Genomic DNA, 16,497 nt, shown 5'->3' with positions numbered 1-16,497 from the left:
CCACCGATTCTGACTCCTGAGTCAATTCACTTCGGTGACCTCACGCATATCCGAGAGCGGCATTCTCGGCGTGGATGCGCACGGTGAGCACCGCCGCGTTGGCGATGCTGAATACGATGGCGGTCACCCACGCGGAGTGCACCAGCGGTAGTGCCGCCACCTCCGCGACGACCGCGGTGTAGTTGGGGTGATGCACCCAGCGGTAGGGGCCGCGACGGACCAGCGGTGCGCCCTTGATCACGATCAGCCGTGGATTCCAGTGCTTGCCCAGCACCGACACACACCACCAGCGCACTACCGTGCTGGCCACCACGACGGCGACCATCGGCCAGCCGAGCCAGGGCACGAAGGGCCGGTGTGTCGTCGCCACTTCGACGACGCAGGACACCAGCAGCAGGGTGTGCATGCCGACCATCACCGGGTAGTGGCCGCGGCCGAATTCCCGGCCGCCCTGTGCGAACGACCATCGGGCGTTGCGGCGCGAGACGACCAATTCGACGAGGCGCTCGAGCCCGATCGCCAGGATGAACAGGTAGTAGATCATCGGGTCTCTCCCTCACCAGGCCAGCAGCAGGAGCTCGAAGCTGAACCCAGGCCCCATCGCCAGCATCATGCCGAGCGAGCCGGGCGCCGGCGCCTCGGCGATGGTCCGGTCCAGCACGTCGAGCACCGAGGCCGAGGAGATGTTGCCGTTGTCGCGCATCGACTGCCAGCTGTGCCGCAACGCTTCCGGCGGCACGCCGACGGCATCGGTGATCGCGTCGAGCACCTTGGGCCCGCCGGGATGGCAGACCCAGGTGCCGATGTCAGCGGCGGTCAGCCCCTGCTCGGCCAAGAACCCGTCCACCTCCTCACCGAGATGATCCTGGGCCATGTTCGGCACGTCGCGCGACATCACCAGTTGGAATCCGCTGGAGGTCACGTTCCAGCCCATGACGTCGACGGTGTCGGCAAACAGCCTGCTGCGCGTTGCCAGGACCCGTGGCCCAGGATGCAGGGGGAGTCCGGCCGGTGCCCGCTCCGCGCCGGCGCCGACCACCGCCGCGGCACCGTCACCGAACAGGCAGACGCCGATCAGCGCCGGAATCGACGTGTCGTCACGCTGCAGGGTCAGCGAGCACAGCTCGACCGACAGCAGCACGGCGATGTGGCCCGGAAAACCGCGCAGGTAATCATGCATCCGGGCCAGCCCGGCGGCGCCGGCCACACACCCGAGACCGAACACCGGAATCCGCTTGACGTCCGGTCGCAGCCCGAGCGTGGCCGCGATTCTCGCGTCGATCGTGGGCACCGCCACACCGGTGCTCGACACGGTGATGATGGCGTCCACCTCCTCGGGGCGCACGTGGGCGTTGTCGAGGGCCCGGCGCACCGCCTGCTCGCCGAGCTCGGTGGCGACCTCGAGGTAGGCGGCATTGGCTTCGGTGAAGCCGCTCAGCGCCGGGTAGCGCTCCAGCGGCAGGGCGAGGTTGCGGTGGTCGACGCCGCTGGTTCGGGCGAAGCGCGCGAAGCCTGGCTCGGCGAACGAGGTGAGCGCCGCGGCCACCTCGTCCTGGTTGTAGCGATGGTCCGTGAACGCGACCGCGGTGCCCGCGATGCGCGGGTCACCACGTTGGGAGACACGAATCTTGTTCAGGGAACGGGAGAATGCGATATCAGTCATGGGCGCTGTAACGCATTGGGACCGGCAAGATAATTCCCATTCGGCCACTGCGTGAAATTTTGCACAGGACAGTGAAATTCGCGGCGCCGATAGGTATAAGCCTGGGGCTGCGGCCGATTTATGAAAAGCTAAGAAGCACAACGTAAGTAGCGACTGAGAATTCCCAGGAATGCCATGGTTTCTGGCAGAAGATTTACCGATTCCTGTCGACGTGCTGGCAGTCGGCTATTCCGGTGAACTCCGGTGGCGGATATTTCGTGCACCTCAGGTGATCATGAAAAAAACTGGCGCAGTTGGCCGCCGGGAACCCCCGGGTTGCCACCTGGTCCTGGGCCGCACCGTGGTTCAACCCGGCCAACTCGACCCGTCGGGACTGCATCCGAGGGGCGTTGGCCGAATCCCTTGGGCCACAACTGCACCGAATATCTATCTGCCAAAACCCGCGTCGCGCAGCGCCTGCGCCATCGAACCCGATGCCGCCTCGGTCGAGCGCCGGCCACCGTCGCCGCCGCGGGTGGCCTGGCGGCGTTCGCCGCGACCCGGCCGGCCCGCGCCGCCGCCACCGCGCTCAGGACGCTTGGCCTGGTCCCGTTTGGGCGTGTCGCCGAGTCGCAGGCTCAGCCCGATCCGCTGCCGGTCCACGTCGACGTCGACGACCTTGACCCGGACCACCTGGCCGCTGCGCACCACCTCGTGGGGGTCGGAGACGAATCGGTCCGACATCGCCGACACGTGCACCAGGCCGTCCTGGTGCACACCGACATCGACGAACGCGCCGAACGCCGCGACGTTGGTCACCACACCTTCGAGCACCATGCCGACCTTGAGATCGGCCACCTTCTCCACCCCGGCGGCGAACGTCGCGGTGGAAAAGGCCGGCCGTGGATCGCGTCCGGGTTTTTCCAGTTCGGCCAGGATGTCGGTCACCGTGGGCACGCCGAACCGGTCATCGGCGAACTCGGCGGCCCGCAGCGATCGCAGGGCGCGTTCGTTGCCGATCAGCTCCGCCAGCGCGATTCCCGAGCGGTCCAGGATTCGCCGGACCACCGGGTACGCCTCGGGATGCACACCCGAGGCGTCCAGGGCGTCATCGCCGCCGCGGATCCGCAAGAACCCCGCGCACTGTTCAAAAGCCTTCGGGCCCAATCGCGCGACGTCCAGCAGCGCGCGCCGGCTGCGGAACGGTCCGGTGGACTCCCGGTGGGCGACGATCGCTTCGGCCAGCGACTCGGACACCCCGGACACCCGCGACAACAGCGGAACCGATGCGGTGTTGAGGTCCACTCCGACGGCGTTGACGGCGTCTTCGACCACCGCGTCGAGACTGCGCGCCAGGGTGCCGGGGGCGACGTCGTGCTGGTACTGGCCGACCCCGATCGATTTCGGCTCGATCTTCACCAGTTCGGCGAGTGGGTCCTGCAGGCGCCGCGCGATCGACACCGCGCCGCGCACCGTCACGTCCAGGTTCGGCAGCTCGCGGGCGGCGTAGGCCGACGCCGAATACACCGACGCGCCGGCCTCGCTGACCATCGCCGTGACCGGGGCGGGCGCGCCGGCGGCACGAATGTCGGCGACGAGCTCGGCGGCCAGGGCGTCGGTCTCCCGGGAGGCCGTGCCGTTGCCGATCGCGATCAGCTCGACCCCGTGCCGCGCGATCAGCGCGGCCAACGTGGCCTTTGCCGAATCCCATTGCCGCTGAGGCTGATGCGGGAAGATCGCGCACGTCTCGAGCACCTTGCCGGTACCGTCGACGACCGCCACCTTGACGCCGGTGCGAAAGCCCGGATCCAGACCGAGCGTGGTGCGCGTGCCGGCCGGGGCTGCGAGCAGGAGATCCTTGAGGTTCTTGGCGAACACTGCGACCGCGTCATCCTCGGCGCGCTGGCGCAAGCGCATCCGCGCGTCGACCGCGCCTGAGATCATCAGCCTGGTCCGCCAGGCCAGCCGCACGGTGGTGGCCAACCACGACGTCGCCGCCGCGCCGGCCGCCAGATCGACTCCCAGCGCCTGGGCGACCATCACCTCGTAGGCGTCGTCGCTGCCGCCGTCGAACCGCAGCGCCAGTGCCTGCTCCTTCTCACCGCGCATGACGGCGAGCACCCGGTGCGAAGGCATGCTCTCCAGCGCCTCGGCGAACTCGAAGTAGTCGCGGAACTTCTGTGCCGCCGGGCTTTTGGCGGCCTCCTCGGAGTACGGGGCGGTGCGCAGCGATCCCTCCGCCCAGAACTTGGTCCGAATCGCGCCGACCAGCTCGGCGTCCTCGGCGGCCCGCTCGACGAGAATGTGCCGGGCGCCGTCGAGGGCGGCGGCGGCGTCGGCGACGTCGGCGGTGAGGAAGCCGGTTGCGGCGGTCTCGGGATTCACCGTCGGGTCGGCCAGCAACAGATCGGCCAGCGGCTCCAGGCCGGCTTCCCGGGCGATCTGCGCCTTGGTGCGGCGCTTGGGCTTGTACGGCAGGTAGATGTCCTCGACCCGCGATTTGGTGTCGGCGGTGAGCAACGCGGACCGCAGCTCGTCGGTCAGCTTGCCCTGCTCGGCGATCGAGGCCAGGACGGCGTCGCGCCGCTCGTCGAGCTCGCGCAGGTAGCGCAGCCGCTCCTCGAGGTCACGGAGCTGGCCATCGTCGAGGCTGCCGGTGACTTCCTTGCGGTATCGGGCGATGAACGGCACCGTCGCCCCCTCGTCCAGCAGCCGTACGGCGGCACTGACCTGGGCCTCGGCGACGGCGAGTTCCTCAGCCAGACGGGCGTTTACGGATTTGAGAGTGGGGCGCGAAGTCACGCCGAGACCCTACCGAACGATTGCACCGACACCGACGAACCCGCGCGGCGTTGCCCGTGCGCGCCGCCGTCGCGGCGATCTCGGGCCGGGCGGGCAGGTGGACAACCGGAATAGCTCCGCGCGAGGGACGGTTGGCCGCTGTATGCCCAGAGAATTGACCGAGTCCGAGCGGCAGGAATTCCTGGCCGCCACCCATGTCGCCGTGCTGTCCGTCGCTGCCGACGGCAGGCCTCCAGCCAGTGTGCCGATCTGGTACGACTACACGCCGGGCGGCAACATCCGCTTCACCACCGGCGAATCCAGCCGCAAGGCGCGGCTGACCAAGGCGGCCGGCGTGGTGACGCTGGTGGTTCAGGACGAGGCGCCGCCGTACCGCTACGTGGCGGTGGAAGGCTCGGTGGTGGACGTGACCACACCGACGCCGCTGGCGGTGGGGGAGGCCATCGCGGTGCGCTACCTCGGCGACGAGGCCGGCCGCGAATTCGCCCGGTCGCTGCAGGAGGAGGTGGTGAGCTCGCTGTTCACCATCCGACCGGACCGCTGGATCAGCGCCGACTTCTCCGAGTGAGTTGGGATCGGTAGCCGATCGCTCGTTCTTCACTGTCCGCACCGACGCCACCGCGGCGCCGGGTCAGGAAAGGAAGAACCCATGAAGATCGTGCCGACTGCCATCGCCGAGCAGATCGATCGCGTCGACCGCAGGTACAGCCTGGCGATCGGGATCAGCACCGGACTGCTGGCCTTCTGGTGCGCCTACCGGGTGGTCTGGTCGCTCTACCTGGCGTTGACCTACGACGTCATCGCCGGCGCGCTGGTGTTCCCGATCATCGTGTGGGGTGCGATCGGCGCCGCCGCGGCGATCACATCGATCGGATTCCTCACCCGCCATGTCAAGGGGTCGGCCACCGGCACCGCCACCGGCACGCCGGAGAGCACCCAGGTCTGAGCGTCGGCGAAACGGTTGGCCCCGCGTGGGCGATAGGCCGGGCGTACACACAGTTCGCCCGGCCACAGGGTGCCCTGATGTGTGCGACGATGCCCGTACGCCCGTTTTGGGGAACCGAGAGGACCGCCGGAGACATGACTGAAAGGCATCGCGCCGCGCCGTTCATCCGTGCTGTCGTCGTCGCCGGCGTGACGGTCGGCGCCGTGCTGGGTGGCTCCGCCGTCGCTGCGGCCGACCCGGTACCGACTCCGACCCCGGTCCCGGGCGATCCCGCGGCGGTCCCGCCCGGCCAGCCGGTGGTGATCTCCGGGGATCCGGCGGCACCGCCCGCACCGCCTCCGCCGCCCGGCGCCCCGCCGTCGGTGCCCGAGATCGCGAATCCGACCTACGGTTCGCAGAACACCCCCGGTGTGCTCGGGTCGCTGAAAGACATGTGGCATCAAGTCCGCGACCCGTACTACGGGCCCCAGGACGAGGCCTACGCCGGCGGCTCGGTCGCGCCGCCACCGGGCGCGGGCGCACCGCCGCCGCTGCCACCGGGCTTCAAGTCGTATACCGCACCGGGCTCGGAGGCGCCTCCTGGCGAATACGGCCCGGGTAAGCCGCCGCCACCGGGGACCCCCGCGCTGCCGCCGGGTTACTACCCGCTGACCGGGCCGCCGCCGCCGGGGTACGAATACAACACGCCGGGACAACCGGCCCCGGTGACTGCGACGCCGGTGCCCACGCCCTAGTACCGCAATCTTTGCGGGGTGGCGCGATTAGCCGAGCGGTCCGCTGGTTATATTTGCTAAGTATCGCCTGCCGTCTGACCGCTGGAGTCGTGCTCATGACCTTCACCAAAACCGCTCTGACTGCCGTTGTGCTCGCGGCGGGACTCACGCTCGGCGTCGCGCCCGCATATGCGGACCCAGCTCCCGAGCCGGCGCCGGTGCTGGGCGAGCCCGTCCCGGCCTGGGCCCCGGGCAAGCCCGCCGAGGTATGGAACGGTCAGCCGGTGGTGTGGACCTCGATGTGGGGGGGACGCTGGGGCGTGTGGATCAACGGTGCCTTCATGCCGCTGTCCTCGAACCCGGTCACCAACGGAGGCTGATGCGCCCAGCGCGGGCAGGTCTCACTAGTCACAAACGCCGTCCCGGCGCCGCCCCAGGGTGGATACTGCGACCCGGACCGCTATATAGTTAGTCCGCTTAAGGGTCTAGGGATTGCGCCGCAGCCGCGGCACCCGACCGAGTGATGGGGCAGGAGAACGATGACCGGTTTGAGAAGTCGCGCGAAGCTCGCGGGATTGGCTTTCAGTGTCCTGGCGGCGGCGGGCGTCATCTCGGCCGGCCCGGCGGGCGCGGACGCCACCGACGACTATCCGATCCCACACCGGATCATCATCACCAAGTGCGACGTCGAGCAGTACATGGCAGCCGCCCGCGACACCAGCCCGGTGTACTTCGAGCGCTACATGATCGACCGGAGCAACCGGCCCGCCGACGTGCAGCAGCTGGCCTTCGACCGGATCCACTGGTTCTTCTCCCTCGACGAGGCGGCCCGGCGTCAGTACTCCGAGAACACCGCGACCAACGTCTACTACGAATTCGTCGCAACCCGCTGGGGCAACTGGGCCAAGCTGTTCTTCAACAACAAGGGTGTCGTCGCCAAGGCGACCGACGTCTGCATGAACTACCCGCCCGGCGACATGTCGGTGTGGAACTGGGTCTGACCCCAAGCTAATTCCCGGTCGGCGGTAACGTCGCCGTCAATTCCGCCTATATACAGGCATCACTGATGATGCCCGGATACACAGGTGGACAATGAAGCAAACTCAACGGCCGGTTCTCGGCACGGCCTGTCGCGGTTACGCCATCGCAGCGGTGCTGACCTGCGCGGCGGCCGGGCTGGCCCCGACCGTCTCCGCGGACCCCGCCCGAGTGCCATGCGGTGTGCTCGGCCAGATCCGCGAGAGCCTGGACAACGACATCAACGCCGGCATCGGCGGCGTGCGGATCGTGATCAGTTCGCCCTATGCCAGCGGGGCCGCGCAGCAGCGCGACACCAACGTCAAGCTGGCCATGATCAGCCACGGCATCCACTACATGGAAGACGTCAACGGCCCCGGCGTGGTCCCGGGCCTGGCCCCGGCCCTGGTCAACCTGCAGCGGGCCAGCGATGACATGAGGGACGCCGTGGGTGCCCTGTTCGTGATCACCCCGGGTTACGGCTTCGGCTTCGGCGACTACGGGGGGTCGGTGTCCAACGCCTGGCCCCAGCCCTCGACGTGGACCGCCATCGACTGGGCCGACCAGAAGAAGGACGACATCTACGCGCTGGTGAACTCCCTGCAGCCCACCTGCCTGCCGTAGCCGTCGCTACGAGGCGCTGAGGATCTTGATCGCGAAGACCAGGGTGTCACCGGGCAGGATCCCGGCCCGGGGCTGGCCGTCGGGGTAGCCGTCGGCCGAGACCATGGCCACGGCGACGGTGGATCCGACCTTCTGGCCCGCGATGGCCTTCTGGAAGCCCGGCACCACGCCGTCGAGCGGGAAGTCCACCGCTTCGCCGCGCTGATAGCTGCTGTCGAACACCCTGCCGTCCCGGCCGTTGACACCCATGTAGCAGACCGACACCGTGGCCGTCGGCGCGACGACCGGCCCGGAACCGGCCTGCAGGGTCTGGACCTGGGTGGCGGTGACGCTGAACGGTGCCGTCACCGTGACGACCGGTGCGGAGGTGTCGGTCGACCCGGTGACCGCCACGGCGCCGGTCGCCCCGGGCAGTGTCCACTCCGGGGTGCCGGCGTTCGCCGGCGGCGCCGTCGGGCACGTGCCGTCCGGACCGGCGGCCTGGGTCACCGTGGAGGCGACCGCCGGACCGGTGGCCGACGGGCTCGCCGACGGCGCGCTGCTGTCAGAGCCGCAGGCGGCCACCGTCACAGCGATCGAGGTGACGCATGCGGCGAGCGCGACGGCGGAGGGCAGGCGGGAGAAAGTCACGGTCGCCACGCTACAGCGGCGTTGCCCGGTCTCGGCTTACCGGCACCCGTAATTGACTCAGGAAAAAGTCTTGGGCTGCGCTGAACTCCTTCTCAGCAAAGATTCAGACATGGCAGGAACACTGCATTCAGGCGCCACAGGGCGCACCGATGCATGTGTCATAGAAAGAGAAGTAGAACGCGATGAGCTACCGGCCAGGGAATTCACCAGAGGAAAACCAACCCCACTGGCAGGCGAAAAATGCTGCAGATCACACTAACTCAGGTCAGTGGGGTCAGGACCGGTTTCAGCCCAGCTACGGCTCCACTGATACGAATCGGTCCTATCCACCGCCTTATGGACCCCATACTGCAATGCCTGGCCAATTTATGAGACCGGCGTCACAGCAAATTCACAGGCCCCGCGGCAAAACCCGCGTCGGCGTGTTGGTGGCCGGGACCGCAGCGGTAGCCATGGTGGCCGGCGCGGCCGCGGCCGTGGCCGTGGTCGACCAGTCGGGCCCGACGCCCGGTGCGGCGCCCGCACCGGTCGCCGCCGCGGGTCCGGCACCGAAGACGGGCACCGTCTCCAACCAGCCCGCCGGCCAAGCACCCGCGGGGTCGGTCGAGCAGGTGTCGGCCAAGGTCTTGCCCAGCGTGGTGAAACTGCAGATCAGCAGCGGTCGGCAGCGCGAGGAGGGCTCCGGAATCGTGCTGAGCTCCGACGGGCTGATCCTGACCAACAACCACGTTGTCGCCGCCGCGGCCCAGTCGGCCGGCAATCAGGGCCCGATGGCCGCCGAAGTCGGTCCCGACGGCTCGGACGGAGCCGACGGACCGGGCGTGACCCCGTTCGGCCGGACCGGCGGCGGACTGGACGCCACGGTGACCTTCTCCGACGGTCGCACTGTGCCGTTCACCGTCGTGGGCACCGACCCCGCCGACGACATCGCCGTCGTGCGGGCACAGAACGTGTCCGGGCTGACCCCGATCACGTTGGGATCGTCCGCGGACCTCAAGGTCGGGCAGAACGTGGTCGCAGTCGGCTCACCACTGGGGCTGCAGGGCACGGTCACCACCGGCATCATCAGCGCGCTGGACCGTCCCGTCGCCACCGGTGACGAGCAGACCGGCCAGCATTCGGTGATGAGCGCGATCCAGACCGACGCGGCGATCAACCCCGGCAACTCCGGCGGCGCCCTGGTGGACATGAACGGCGATCTGATCGGGGTCAACTCGGCGATCGCCTCCCTTGGCGGTGGCCAGGATTCGCAGGCCGCGCAGAGCGGTTCGATCGGCCTCGGCTTCGCCATTCCGGTGGATCAGGCCAAACGCATTGCCGACGAACTGATTTCGACCGGCACCGTCCGGCACGCCTCGTTGGGTGTCCAACTCAGCTCGAATGACAACGGCGGCGCGGTCGTCGCCGGGGTCGCCGACGGCAGCCCCGCTGCGACGGCCGGTGTGCCCAGCGGGGCGACGATCACCAAGGTCGACAACAAGGTGATCGACGGACCGGAGTCGCTGGTCGCCGCCATCCGCGCGAAGGCGCCGGGCGACAACGTCAGCCTCACCTACGACGATCCGTCCGGGGCGTCCCACACCGTGCAGGTCACGTTGGGGCAGATGCAGTCCTGACCGTCGTCAGCCGATCGGCCGCCATGCGCCCAGAACGGCCTCCCGGTACCACCCGGATCGATTGCGGATCTGGACCCCGGAGACGTTCTGGGCGCTGACGCGGCTGTCGATGACGTGTCGATCGTCGACGTAGATCACCACATGTGAGGCGACGTCGGGGTCGCTGTCCGGGTGCAGGTAGAGCAGATCACCGGGCTGGAACGGGCCCTCGGCGGGGACTTGAGTGCCCATCGGGCCTGCGGTGCCGGCGAATTGCTTGTGCACGTCGCCACCGAACTTGATCCCCAGGCCGTAGTTGTACACCCACGCAGTGAAATTCGAGCAGTCCAGTCCCGGCCCCGGATCCCAGGCGACCGGGCTTCGCGGGGCGTCGGTATCCGGATTCTCTTCGCCGGCGCCGGAATACGTCGAAGCAGGCGGGTTCCAGCCCGGGATGTGGTGGTGCCGGTACTGCAGGCCCAATGGATTGCCCGGGGTGTTGAGGTAACGCATCGCGACCGCCAGGATGCGTTCCTGCTTCCAGGTGACGGGATCGCAACCTGCATCCTGCGGGATCTCGGGCGGCGGCAACACGCTGGCCGCGGGACCCCAGCCGCCGTTGAGGTAACGCCCCCGACGGCCGAGGCGGTACCAGTCGTCGGGCGGCACATCGGTCTGCGGCAGCTGGTCACGGGCGGCGAAATCGGACGTCAGCGACTCCGAGCGGCAGGAGAACGGATACCCCGTCTCGTCCGCGCGAGCCGGTGCCGAGCCACCGGCGGCCAGCGCCGACACCGTCACGCACACGGCCAGCAGATGCGCCACGAGTAAGCCCATTCGAGATGCCATCAGACCTCGATTCGGTCGTGCCGTTGTCAACCCCGCGATCCTAAGCAGGCCCACGCACCGCGTGTGGTGGATACGCTCGCAGGCGATGCTCGACAAGTCGGAGATTCGGTTCCTGCCCGTGGGCGACCGGCGCCTGGCGTACGAGATACGCGGCGACGGCCCACCGGTGGTGGCCCCGGCGTGGTGGGTGAGTCACCTCGAACTGGACTGGCAGGGCGCAGAAGTCCGGCGATTCTGGGAGGGCGTGGCAGGGCAGCACACGCTGATCCGCTACGACCGGCTCGGGGTGGGGATGTCCGACCGCGACGTCCGCGCGTCGGATCTCACGCTCGACGCTGACGTCGCCACGCTGCGGGCACTTCTCGACGAGCTCGGGCTCGACCGGGTGTCGCTGCTGGGCGGCTCGTCGGGCAGCTGCACCGCGGTCGCATTCGCAGCCGCGTTCCCGCAGCGCGTCGAGCGCCTGGTGCTCTACGGGTCGTATGCCGCCGGCAGCGAGCTGACCGCGCCGGGCGTGGGCGAGGCGATCGTGGCTGCGGTGCGCGCGCACTGGGGATTGGGTGCGCGGATGCTCAGCGACATCTTTCTCGGCAGCGCCGAGGCGGCCGAGCACGACCGTTTCGCGCGGCTGCAGCGCGAATCGGCGACCGCGGAGACCGCGGCGGCGTTACTGGACATGGTCTATCGGCTCGACGTCCGCGCCCAGCTGCACGCCTTACGCCGGCCGGCGACGGTCGTGCACCGCCGCGACGATCGCGCCGTGCCCTACCGGCTCGGGCGCGCGGTCGCCGCCGCGATCCCTGGTGCGACGTTCATCCCGCTGCCCGGTCACGCCCACTTCCCGTGGCACGGTGACGTCGACTCCGTCGCCCGTACGTGCCGCCAGGGCCTGATGCCGGACCGACCGGCCCCTATTGCCGCACCGTCGGCGGGATCGGTTGCGCTCTCGCCGCGCGAACGCGAGATCCTCGGCTGCGTCGCCCACGGTCTGGCGGACCGCGAGATCGCCGAGCAGCTGCGGCTCAGTCCGCACACCGTGCATCGTCATGTCGCCAACATCCGCCGCAAACTCGGGGCGACCTCGCGGACGGCGGCGGTGGCGGTTGCCGGCCGGCTGGGGATCGTGTAGCCGGTTTCGGCCATCGCGCAGAGATGGCCGATTTCGGGGAAGCGGGCCGGCGTGGGCCACTCGTACGTTGTCGTCCATGACTGACACCGCCGCCGGCCGCCCGGATCTCGCCACCCCGACCCCGACGTCGTCGTCGGCGTGGTTGGCGGTGATGTCGCGGCTGTACGACCCGTTCGTCTGGCTGGGGGAAGTGGCCGGCATGCGGCGGCGCCGGCGCGCGTTGCTGGCCGGCGCACACGGGCGCGTGGTGGAGATCGGCGCCGGTACCGGATTGAACGTGCGGCACTATCCCGAGGGGCTCGACGACCTCGTGCTCACCGAGCCCGAACCCGGTATGCGTCGCAAGCTTGCGCATGCGGTGGCGCGGCGGGCTCTGGCGGCGCGGATCCTCGATGCCCCGGCCGAACGGCTGCCGGTGGCCGACGCGTCGGTCGACACCGTGGTTTCGACGCTCGTGCTGTGCACGGTCGACGATCCGGAAAGCGCGCTGCGCGAGATCGCCCGCATCCTGCGCCCGGGCGGGCGGCTGCTGTTCGTCGAGCACGTCCGGGCCCGGTCGCGGTGGTTGGCCACGGCCCAGGATGCGCTGCTGCGGCCCTGGCGCGGTTTCGCCGGCGGCTGCGTCTGTAACCGCCCGACCGTGGAGCTGATGCGCGCCTGCGGGTTCCGCGTCGACGCCGACGAGCAGGTGTGGCGCGGCATGCCGGCGATCGTGCACCCGCTGGTCGTGGGATCGGCGTGGGTCGACTCCTGACCAGTGGGCCAAAAACCCCACCGATCGCAGTACAGGCTGCATGCTGAGGGCATGCAGATCAGCATGTTCGGACAACTCAGCGGGTCGAGCGGCGGTTCGCCGATCGATGCGACGATCGCCAACCTCGCCATGCTGCGTGACGAGGGCTTCGCGCGGGTGTGGATGAGCCAATTGCCCTACGAGCCAGACCTTCTCACCATTCTGGCGATCGCGCTGCACGAGGTGGACACGATCGAGGTGGCCAGCGGTGTGGTGCCCATCCAGAATCTGCACCCCATGCTGATGGCCCAGCGCGCGCTGACGGTGAGCCTGGCCTCGGGCGGCCGGTTCGTGCTCGGGCTGGGCATGACTCATCAGGCGGTCACCGAGGGGATGTGGGGCATCCCGTGGGACAAGCCGGTGCGACGGCTCAACGAGTATCTCGACGGCCTGCTGCCCTTGCTGGCGGGTGAGCCCGCCGATGTGGCGGGGGAGACGGTGACCACCCGCGGTGCGCTGATGATCCCCGGAGCACCCCGGCCCGAGGTCTACATCGCGGCGCTGGGCCCCCAGCTGCTCAAGATCGCCGGTCGCCGGACCTCCGGGACGTGCACGTGGATGACCGGTCCGCGGACGCTGGCCGAGCATGTCGGGCCGGCCCTGCGGCAGGCGGCCGCCGACGCCGGGCGCGACGGCGCGGTGCGGGTTGCCGCCTCACTGCCCATCAGCGTCACCGACGACATCGACGCCGCGCGCCGGCAGGCGGCCGAGCAGTTCGCGGTCTACGGACAGCTGCCGTCGTACCGGGCGATGCTGGATCGCGAGGGCTACGCCGGGCCGCAGGACGCCGCCATCATCGGCGACGAGGACACCGTCCGGGGCCGCCTTGACGAGCTGCGCGCGGCCGGCGTCGACGAGTACGTCGCCGCCACCTTCGATCCGTCGCCGGAAGGTCGGGCCCGCACCCGGGCGCTGTTGCGTGCATACGACGCTTGAGCGCCGACCTCCTCGAAATGAGCCCTAACCAACGCCTGCCGAGGCGGCGATCATCCTCGCGCGCCGTTTTGGTTTCGGTGAGATAGATCACTTGACAATGCCGGAATCCCAGGTCACCGATCTCCGCTTGTAGCAGGCAGTTGCCCTCGCAGATCAAAGCGAGGCAAGCGGATTCGAGAACGGGGACCCCTGACATGCGCACCTCACTGCCGGCCGCGACGGCCACAGCATCCCGATCGGCGATCACGGCGGCGGCACTGGGCATCGCGGCCGCGGGCCTGTTCGCCGGCCCCGCCGCCACCGCCAGTGCGGCCGACGATTCGTGCGCGGCGGTCGAGGTGGTGTTCGCGCGCGGCACCTTCGAGGCGCCGGGCGTCGGCGCCACCGGACAGTCCTTCGTCGACGCGCTCAGTGCTCGGCTGCCGGGCCGCACGGTCGAGGCGTACGGCGTGAACTATCCCGCCTCATTGAACTTCGGGCAGGCCGTCGACGGGGTCGCGGACGCGGCCACCAAGATCCAGTCCGTCGCTGCCGAATGCCCGTCGACCAAGATCGTGCTCGGCGGTTACTCGCAGGGCGCCGCGGTAGCCGGGTACACGACCTCGAGTTCCGTGCCGGCCGGGATCGATTTACCCGCGAGCATCTCCCGCCCGATGCCGGCGTCGGTGGCATCGCACGTCGCGGCGGTGGCGCTGTTCGGCACGCCGGACGACTGGTTCCTGGGCCTGGCCGACCGCAGCGCACCGCCGATCGCGATCGGCGATCTGTACGCGGGCAAGACGATCCAACTGTGCGCGGTCGGCGATCCGGTGTGCTACCCCGGCGGACTGGACCGGGGCGCCCACAGCTCGTATAAGAGCAATGGGATGGCCGACCAGGCAGCCGATTTCGTGGTGAGCCGGCTCGGCGCACCGGCACCCGCGGCCACTCTGGTGCAGGCCGCTGCCGTCGACCCCGCCAACTAGTGCCCCGCGGTCACGCCGTCCACGGTTCGCGGGCGAACACCTCGTCGACCATCGGCCGGAAGAACTCCAGCGGCCGGTGCTCGAATCGCGAGTCGAAGCAGTTCTGGTCGTAGCGCTCGCAGAACTCGACGGCGTCGTCGAACCACGGGTGGCCCCGGTATCTGTCCCGGGCGTCGCGAACACCGCCCATGTGCGGCGCGTAGTAGTACTGCTGGAATTCGGGGTGGACCTTGACGATCCAGGCGGTGCGCTCCGACACGTAGGGGGCTATCACCGCGGAGGCGAAGGCGCCGTGTGCGTGCGGCGCGTAGGTGTCGCCGATATCGTGCAGCAGCGCCGCGACCACATACTCCGTGGACCTGCCGTCGTCGAATGCCCGGGTCGCCGACTGCAGCGAGTGATCCAGGCGACTGACCGGGTAGGCCTGCTGGCCGTCGGCCAAGGCCTCGACCAGGCCGAGCACCCGCGACACCAGCCCGGCATTGTTCGCCGCCTCGGCGCGCTCGATCAGCGCGTAATCCTGCGCGGTGCCCTCCGCCATGGTGCGGTAGGTGGCACGGGTTTGCGTGCTCATGGCCGACTCCTCCCGAGATTCGCCGACCACGGTAGCCGCGGCGTGTTTCGGGCGCGTGTCGCCGGCAGGCTCAGGCCGCGGACTTCTCCAGAATGTGCACGCCACAGGCCGATCCGAGCCCGATGACGTGGGCCAGACCCACCTTGGCTCCGTCGATCTGACGCTCGCCCGCCTCACCGCGCAGGTGGTGGCAGACCTCCCAGATGTTGGCGATTCCGGTGGCGGCGATCGGATGGCCCTTGGACTGCAGCCCGCCCGAGACGTTGACCGGGGTCGACCCGTCCCGCCAGGTGGCGCCGGAGTTGAAGAAGTCGGCGGCACCGCCTTGTTCGCACAGCATCAGGTTGTCGTAGTGGACCAGTTCGGCGGTCGCGAAACAGTCGTGCAACTCGACCAGGTCGAGGTCGCTCGGCCCCACACCGGCCTGCTCGTAGGCGATCGCGGCGGCATTGCGGGTCAGGGTGTTGACGTTGGGCAGTACCTGGCAGCCCGCTTCGTACGGGTCGCTGGTCAGCACCGAGGCCGATACCTTCACCGCCCGCCTGCGTTGTTCGAGCGACAGGGATTTCAGGGTCTCGCCGTTGCACACGATCGCGGCGGCCGCGCCGTCGCAGTTGGCCGAGCACATCGGCCGGGTGTTCGGGTAGGCGATCATGACGTCGTTCATGATCTGCTCGAGGGTGAACCGCTTCTGGTAGGCGGCCAGCGGATTCAGGGTCGAGTGCGCGTGGTTCTTCTCGCTGATCCTGGCGAACAGTTCGAAGCTGGTGCCGCCGTACTTGTGGCCGTACTCGGTTCCGATCTGGGCGAACACCCCGGGCATGGTCTCGGTGCCGATGCGTCCGTCGATCGGCGCCACGGCACCGAACCGGCCGGCGGGCTGCCACACGCCCGAGTCGTCCTTCTTCCGGCCACCTGCACCGAGAAGTCCCGCCCCGGAGAGCTTTTCGACGCCGACCGCCATACCGTAACGCACTTCGCCGGCCTTGACCGCCATGATCGCCGTACGCAGCGCGGTCGCGCCGGTGGCACACGCGTTGGCCACGTTGTATACCGGGATGCCGGTCTGGCCGATCTGTTTCTGCAGCTGCTGGCCGATCCCGGCGCTGGCGTTCATCAGGTTGCCTGCGGCCAGTACGCCGATGTCGGCCATGGTCACACCGGCATCGGACAGCGCACCCATCGCCGCCTCGGCGGCCAGATCGACGGTGTCGGAGTCGGCGTGCTTACCGAACTTGGTCATCGTGATTCCGAGGATCCAGATCTCGTCACTGGCGCTCAT

18 protein-coding genes are annotated in these 16,497 nt (G+C 69.2%); 11 read left to right on the top strand and 7 right to left on the bottom strand.

Annotation, left to right across the window (positions count from 1 at the left end; genetic code table 11):
• Positions 1–40: 40 nt before the first annotated feature.
• The 3 genes from MSZK_RS18400 to MSZK_RS18390 form a co-directional block, all read right to left on the bottom strand.
• Positions 41–541 (bottom strand): isoprenylcysteine carboxyl methyltransferase family protein, encoded by a 501-nt coding sequence (locus tag MSZK_RS18400; RefSeq protein WP_233211388.1) that lies wholly within the window; start codon positions 539–541, stop codon positions 41–43.
• Between the two features lie 15 nt (positions 542–556).
• Positions 557–1,663: a type III polyketide synthase gene (locus MSZK_RS18395; protein WP_099250120.1), complete on the bottom strand. Its 1,107-nt coding sequence runs from the start codon at positions 1,661–1,663 to the stop codon at positions 557–559.
• Between the two features lie 426 nt (positions 1,664–2,089).
• Positions 2,090–4,444: a Tex family protein gene (locus MSZK_RS18390; protein ID WP_099250119.1), complete on the bottom strand. Its 2,355-nt coding sequence runs from the start codon at positions 4,442–4,444 to the stop codon at positions 2,090–2,092.
• A gap of 142 nt (positions 4,445–4,586) precedes the next feature.
• Between MSZK_RS18390 and MSZK_RS18385 the strand changes: the two genes are divergently transcribed.
• The 6 genes from MSZK_RS18385 (at position 4,587) to MSZK_RS18360 (ending at position 7,744) form a co-directional block, all read left to right on the top strand.
• Positions 4,587–5,012 carry a pyridoxamine 5'-phosphate oxidase family protein gene (locus MSZK_RS18385; RefSeq protein WP_099250118.1) on the top strand — a complete coding sequence of 142 codons (426 nt, stop codon included), beginning with the start codon at positions 4,587–4,589 and terminating at the stop codon, positions 5,010–5,012.
• A gap of 81 nt (positions 5,013–5,093) precedes the next feature.
• The gene (locus MSZK_RS18380) at positions 5,094–5,390 is read left to right on the top strand and encodes a hypothetical protein (RefSeq protein WP_099250117.1); all 297 of its coding nucleotides are present in this window, start codon (positions 5,094–5,096) and stop codon (positions 5,388–5,390) included.
• Positions 5,391–5,524: 134 nt separating this feature from the next.
• Entirely contained in the window at positions 5,525–6,124 is a 600-nt protein-coding gene (locus tag MSZK_RS18375) for a hypothetical protein (RefSeq protein WP_199203387.1), read from the top strand.
• 95 nt (positions 6,125–6,219) lie between these two features.
• Positions 6,220–6,483 carry a hypothetical protein gene (locus MSZK_RS18370; protein WP_099250116.1) on the top strand — a complete coding sequence of 88 codons (264 nt, stop codon included), beginning with the start codon at positions 6,220–6,222 and terminating at the stop codon, positions 6,481–6,483.
• A gap of 159 nt (positions 6,484–6,642) precedes the next feature.
• The gene (locus MSZK_RS18365; protein ID WP_099250115.1) at positions 6,643–7,104 is read left to right on the top strand and encodes a DUF5078 domain-containing protein; all 462 of its coding nucleotides are present in this window, start codon (positions 6,643–6,645) and stop codon (positions 7,102–7,104) included.
• 91 nt (positions 7,105–7,195) lie between these two features.
• Positions 7,196–7,744 carry a hypothetical protein gene (locus MSZK_RS18360; protein ID WP_099250114.1) on the top strand — a complete coding sequence of 183 codons (549 nt, stop codon included), beginning with the start codon at positions 7,196–7,198 and terminating at the stop codon, positions 7,742–7,744.
• Positions 7,745–7,750: 6 nt separating this feature from the next.
• On the opposite strand, the gene MSZK_RS18355 is transcribed toward MSZK_RS18360, so the two are convergent.
• Complete coding sequence (locus MSZK_RS18355; protein WP_099250113.1) at positions 7,751–8,383, bottom strand: FKBP-type peptidyl-prolyl cis-trans isomerase; 633 nt, start codon at positions 8,381–8,383, stop codon at positions 7,751–7,753.
• Positions 8,384–8,799: 416 nt separating this feature from the next.
• On the opposite strand from MSZK_RS18355, the gene MSZK_RS18350 reads away from it, so the two are divergent.
• On the top strand, positions 8,800–9,990 hold the full coding sequence (locus MSZK_RS18350; protein ID WP_371411359.1) for a S1C family serine protease: 1,191 nt from the start codon (positions 8,800–8,802) through the stop codon (positions 9,988–9,990).
• A gap of 6 nt (positions 9,991–9,996) precedes the next feature.
• On the opposite strand, the gene MSZK_RS18345 is transcribed toward MSZK_RS18350, so the two are convergent.
• Complete coding sequence (locus MSZK_RS18345) at positions 9,997–10,818, bottom strand: NlpC/P60 family protein (protein WP_099250111.1); 822 nt, start codon at positions 10,816–10,818, stop codon at positions 9,997–9,999.
• Between the two features lie 85 nt (positions 10,819–10,903).
• Here MSZK_RS18345 and MSZK_RS18340 point away from each other — a divergent pair, with 85 nt between their 5' ends.
• From MSZK_RS18340 to MSZK_RS18325, 4 genes are all read left to right on the top strand, one after another.
• Positions 10,904–11,947 carry an alpha/beta fold hydrolase gene (locus MSZK_RS18340; RefSeq protein ID WP_099250158.1) on the top strand — a complete coding sequence of 348 codons (1,044 nt, stop codon included), beginning with the start codon at positions 10,904–10,906 and terminating at the stop codon, positions 11,945–11,947.
• 76 nt (positions 11,948–12,023) lie between these two features.
• On the top strand, positions 12,024–12,701 hold the full coding sequence (locus MSZK_RS18335; protein ID WP_099250110.1) for a class I SAM-dependent methyltransferase: 678 nt from the start codon (positions 12,024–12,026) through the stop codon (positions 12,699–12,701).
• A 51-nt stretch (positions 12,702–12,752) separates the two neighbouring features.
• Positions 12,753–13,676 (top strand): TIGR03564 family F420-dependent LLM class oxidoreductase, encoded by a 924-nt coding sequence (locus MSZK_RS18330; protein ID WP_099250109.1) that lies wholly within the window; start codon positions 12,753–12,755, stop codon positions 13,674–13,676.
• A gap of 194 nt (positions 13,677–13,870) precedes the next feature.
• The gene (locus tag MSZK_RS18325; RefSeq protein WP_099250108.1) at positions 13,871–14,641 is read left to right on the top strand and encodes a cutinase family protein; all 771 of its coding nucleotides are present in this window, start codon (positions 13,871–13,873) and stop codon (positions 14,639–14,641) included.
• 10 nt (positions 14,642–14,651) lie between these two features.
• Here MSZK_RS18325 and MSZK_RS18320 read toward each other — a convergent pair whose 3' ends face one another.
• Together MSZK_RS18320 and MSZK_RS18315 are read right to left on the bottom strand one after the other, a co-directional pair.
• Positions 14,652–15,215, bottom strand: coding sequence for an HD domain-containing protein (locus MSZK_RS18320; RefSeq protein ID WP_099250107.1), 564 nt, complete (start codon positions 15,213–15,215; stop codon positions 14,652–14,654).
• A gap of 70 nt (positions 15,216–15,285) precedes the next feature.
• Complete coding sequence (locus tag MSZK_RS18315) at positions 15,286–16,497, bottom strand: thiolase family protein (protein WP_099250106.1); 1,212 nt, start codon at positions 16,495–16,497, stop codon at positions 15,286–15,288.

Origin of the sequence: Mycobacterium sp. shizuoka-1 (genome assembly GCF_002723835.1) — a bacterium.
Classification (GTDB): domain Bacteria; phylum Actinomycetota; class Actinomycetes; order Mycobacteriales; family Mycobacteriaceae; genus Mycobacterium.
The sequence above is the reverse complement of the archived record's forward strand: the minus strand, read 5'-3'. Positions and strand labels throughout refer to the sequence as shown.